The following is a 4,102-nucleotide window of genomic DNA, read 5'->3' on the forward strand; positions in this document are numbered from 1 at the left end:
CAGCAGCACCTTGCTGCCCTTTTTCGGGCGCATGTACTGACTGCCGAGGCCCAGCAGCACGTCATATCGCTCCAGCTCATCGGTCTGCGCGGTGCATTGCATGGTCTTGGCGTTCCAGTCCACGCTATCAACAGTGGCCCACACCACCTGCGTAGGCACCTGCTTTTTCGCCTGTGCCTTCAGAAGCTTGACCATATTTCCTATCTCGTCCGCCATCCTTCTCAGCCCACTGCCGGGCCTATTGTCAATACCTTGTGATAAACATCGCCCGGCCCCATCCTTGACGATACCTTGTCGGTGTAGTAGGTTCCGTTCTGTTCCGGATAGAGGTCGCTGGTCAGCTTCACCTTGTCGCCATGCTGCACAGGCACATTGCCGAAACAGGTGATGGTGCCTTCATACCCGTCAATCTTGTACTTCCGGTATTCCACCTCGGCCAGTTTCTCAAGCTCGGCCACCTTGGTGATGCCGTAGAAGGTGAGCTGACGCGCCTCTCCGCCCTCATCGCCCACCTGCGCCTCTATCTTGCTGCCGTCCTTCAGTGTGCTCACTGCCGTGAGGCGTATCATCCAATCCTCCGCACGTTTATAGACCAGATTGTGGGCCACAATGCCACGCTCAAGATGCAGCGCGTGCGTGGCCGTGTTGTCCAGATACACCTTGCCCACCACCAGCTTGCCGTCCGCATAGTAGCTCACCAGACCGAAGTCCTCGCGAATCTTCTCCAGCACCTCGGCCACCGTGGTCTTCGAGAACTTCACCGTGCCTATCTCCACCTCCAGCGCGTCCGCCTCCTGTCCTGGTAAAAGGTTCTCCAGCAACTTGGGCAGCGTGGTGTCCTTCAGGCTGATGTTGGCGGGCAGTTTTTTCAACCGCCACATTTCATCCTGACACCGCAGCACCACCGGAATGACCGCACTCACCTCAGTGATGTACCCGGTGAACTCCCTCCGCATCCCTCCGTTCACACCGAGGTTCACTTGCACCGGGTCGCCATGCCGGAACACATCGCGCACCTTTTTCCGGTCGAAGTCCTTCACATTCTTGGGCAGCACTATGGTGCAGGTGTCCGTCAGCATGTCCCAACTGCTCTCAGCCTCCACCGCGTTCACGCGCCTGATCACCAGCTCCTTCCTTTCGGAGGTGGCCGGGAACACCAACTGTGTCGCTACCGCCAATACTGCCATCACAAGTCCCATTTCTCCTTTGCCGTTTTGATGCACCACTCGCCCACGTACTTGGCACCAACGCCCACTATGCCGCCCACCCACGCCACCACCACCACCTCGGCCATCGAGGCCCAGCTCAATGATACCAGTACGCTCAGTACCACACCTCCCACGCCTGCCGCTGCATCATCTCCGCTCATGACCAATCGTTAATCGCTATTCGTTAATCGTTAATCGCAAATCCTCACCTCACTCCAGCCAATTGTACAGGTTCATCACTCAGACATTCCAATGAGAACGGCAGCATGTTCGGCCGTCCCAGCAGTTGCCCCAGTCGTATGCTCCGGATGTACAGCCTGTATATTCCGAGGTCGGTGAACAGACCGCTGTCCTCCATCAGTACCACGCTGTCCGCCAGCTCCTCGAACTCCAGCAGCCGCGCCCGCTGCTCCACCGGTTGCGATGCCTGCGGATGGTCGGGGTCAAAGAGGAAGTAGCCGCTGATGCGCACGTTCCAGTCCTCCCATGCGTACATCTCCTTCACGCTGCCCATGCCCCCGCTCATCGGGGTGATGCGGTCAATCTTGCTCCTGTCCACCTCTACCATCGTGCTCAATGGCATCTGGAAGTCGGCCACCCTCCGTTCCTTCAGCTCACCGCCCTTGTAATACTTGTACGTGCCGCCCTTCAGTCCGAACTTGAACGCGATGGGCGTGCCCAGCCAACTGGTGCCCATCGTGATGTCATCGGCCCCCACGCGCTCAAACCCGGTGAAGTCGAAGGCCGGATTGGCGTCCTCCCCCTCGCCCATCTCATACCTGCGCGGGATGAACATGCCACCGAACCCCATCGCGAACAGCCCCGCCATGTTGTACTTCGGCAGCTCTCCGCTGTTCACGTCCTGTATGGTGTTAAATGCCCTCATCCCACAGCTACCACGGCATCCCTTAGCCTGTCATTCACCTTCCGCACTATCTGGTCGGCTAAGGCCTGAACGTCCACGCCCGATGCCACATTGAAATAGTTCTTGATGTCCAAGGTCATGGTGATGCTCTTGCCGCCCCCGCTGCCGCTGCCCGTCAGGCTGTCCTTCGCGCCCTTGTCACCATTACCGCCCGACACATCGGACAACGGGTCCTTGAGGCCCTCAACGCCCATCGGGTCGCTTTCAGCGGACTCTTTCTTCCGCTTCTGGTCCAGGTCGGCCAGACGCTTGTCTCGGCCGGTGCGGAACACCGTGCCCAGCTTCTTCATATATTCTATGAGCGGGGCTATCTTCTCCATCACCTTGTCGAGATAGCCGCCTATCTTGTCGATGATGGGCTGCACCAGTGCCCGTGCCTTCCCGAACGCATTGGTGATGGTGTCCCTGATGCGGCCGAACACGCTCGCCACCTTCGTGTAGAGTGACCCGAACGCAGCGACCGCTTTCTCCTTTATCATGTTCCACACCCACGCGGCCGCGTTGGCAAGCCGCTTGAACAGTTCGCTGATGCTCGCCACCTTGGCACCTATCCATTCGCCTATCGCATTCCAGGCCCACTGCACAGCGTTCACCATGTCACCGAACACTTCCTTCACCACCGCACCGAGGCCGTAGAAGAAGGCCGAGAACCCGTCCACGTTCGCCCACAGGTACGTGAACAGCGCGATGATGGCACCGACCAGCGCGATTATCCACCCGATGATGGGGATGCTCAGGATGGCCGCACTCGCGGCCTTGACCCCCAGGGTCAGCGCACCGAGACCCAGCGAGGCCGCACCGCTCATCACCCCCATCAGGCCCATGCCCGTGCCTGCCGCGCCTGCCGCGCCCACCACGCCCAACAGCCTGTTGCGCAGATTGGTGGCCGCCTTGGCCGCCAGGCCGCTGGTCACAGCGTTCCAGACGTTCGCCAGCGATTGCCGCACCGAGGCAAGCGTAAGACCCCCGAACACTGTTCGCAGGTTGAGGTAAGTGGTGCCCAATTGTGCGGCCACCGTGATGGCGGGCGCGAAGCTCTTGGTCATGTTGAACAGACCTATGCCCACATCATCGAGGCGCGCCTTGAATCGGCTCATCCTCTCGCTGTACGTGGCCATCTTCACGGACGCCTGCTCGGTCGCGGTGTTGGTGTCGTGTATCTTCCTGGTCAGGTCTTCCTGTGCATCTATGCTGTTCAGCAGGATGTTGGCCGCTGCCGCGTTCTCAACCCCGAACACCTTCGCCATGATGGTGGCATCGCCCTGCGCCTTGCGAAGCTCGCGCAGGCGGTCGGTGAATGGCAGTGTGGTGTCGCTCACGATGGCCATGTCCACACCCAGTTCCCGCAGCTTGTCGGCCGCTTCCTTCGGGATGATGTCCTCGCCCGCCATCTTGCCCAGCACGTTGCGCAGCGATGTGCCAGCCTCCGCACCGCTCTTGCCGCCACGGGCCAGTTCCTGCAATGCGCTGTTCACTTCCTCGAAGCTCAAATTGGCAATCTTGGCCTGCACCCCGGCCACCTTCAGACCTGCCGCCACATCGGTCACCTCGGCACTGCCGAACTTCGCCCCTGCCGCCATCACGTTCATCATGTCGGTCATCTGCTGGGTGGCCGCTGCCGGGTCGCTCAGGTCAACGCGATACTGGAGCATGGCCGTGGTCAAAGCGTCCACGCTGGCGGTGGCATCACCGCCCATGGTCTTGCTCAGGGTGCGCACATTGCGCTCCATCCCGTCAAGTGCCTCCTGGTTGTTCGCAATGTCGGGGCCGAGCCTGCTCAGTATCACCTTGTAGCTGTTCAGGCTGTCAGCGGCCGAGCCTCCGAAGTCCTTCGCGCTGGCACGTGCCTTCAGTCCGAGCGATGTCAGTGCATCGCCTGTCACTCCCGTGATGGCCTCCACGTCCGCCAGACCGTCCTGGAATGCGATGCCGGGTGCGATGGCCGACTGAAACTGCTGATTGAGCGCAC

Annotated in this window: 5 protein-coding genes; all 5 read right to left on the reverse strand. The window is 60.4% G+C overall.

Annotation, left to right across the window (positions count from 1 at the left end; all coding sequences use genetic code 11):
- Positions 1-195 (reverse strand): hypothetical protein (locus Q8L89_07290; protein ID MDP1708849.1); only part of this gene is annotated, 195 nt, incomplete at its 3' end.
- A gap of 26 nt (positions 196-221) precedes the next feature.
- Positions 222-1,190, reverse strand: a complete 969-nt coding sequence (locus Q8L89_07295; GenBank protein ID MDP1708850.1) for a hypothetical protein — start codon at positions 1,188-1,190, stop codon at positions 222-224.
- Entirely contained in the window at positions 1,187-1,369 is a 183-nt protein-coding gene (locus Q8L89_07300) for a hypothetical protein (protein MDP1708851.1), read from the reverse strand. Before Q8L89_07300 ends, Q8L89_07295 begins: the two co-directional genes overlap by 4 nt.
- Before the next feature lie 44 nt (positions 1,370-1,413).
- The gene (locus Q8L89_07305; protein ID MDP1708852.1) at positions 1,414-2,094 is read right to left on the reverse strand and encodes a DUF6046 domain-containing protein; all 681 of its coding nucleotides are present in this window, start codon (positions 2,092-2,094) and stop codon (positions 1,414-1,416) included.
- Positions 2,091-4,102, reverse strand: a 2,012-nt coding sequence (locus Q8L89_07310) for a phage tail tape measure protein (GenBank protein ID MDP1708853.1), incomplete at its 5' end; no start/stop codon positions are given. The genes Q8L89_07305 and Q8L89_07310, both read right to left, overlap by 4 nt.

The sequence above is a fragment of the Gammaproteobacteria bacterium genome (genome assembly GCA_030680605.1).
Taxonomy (GTDB): domain Bacteria; phylum Pseudomonadota; class Gammaproteobacteria; order SURF-13; family SURF-13; genus JAQBXX01.

Bases quoted from the DNA above. Each gene is read 5' to 3' on its own strand.
- Q8L89_07300 (MDP1708851.1), bottom strand. From the start codon at position 1,369: ATGAGCGGAGATGATGCAGCGGCAGGCGTGGGAGGTGTGGTACTGAGC.
- Q8L89_07305 (MDP1708852.1), bottom strand. From the start codon at position 2,094: ATGAGGGCATTTAACACCATACAGGACGTGAACAGCGGAGAGCTGCCG.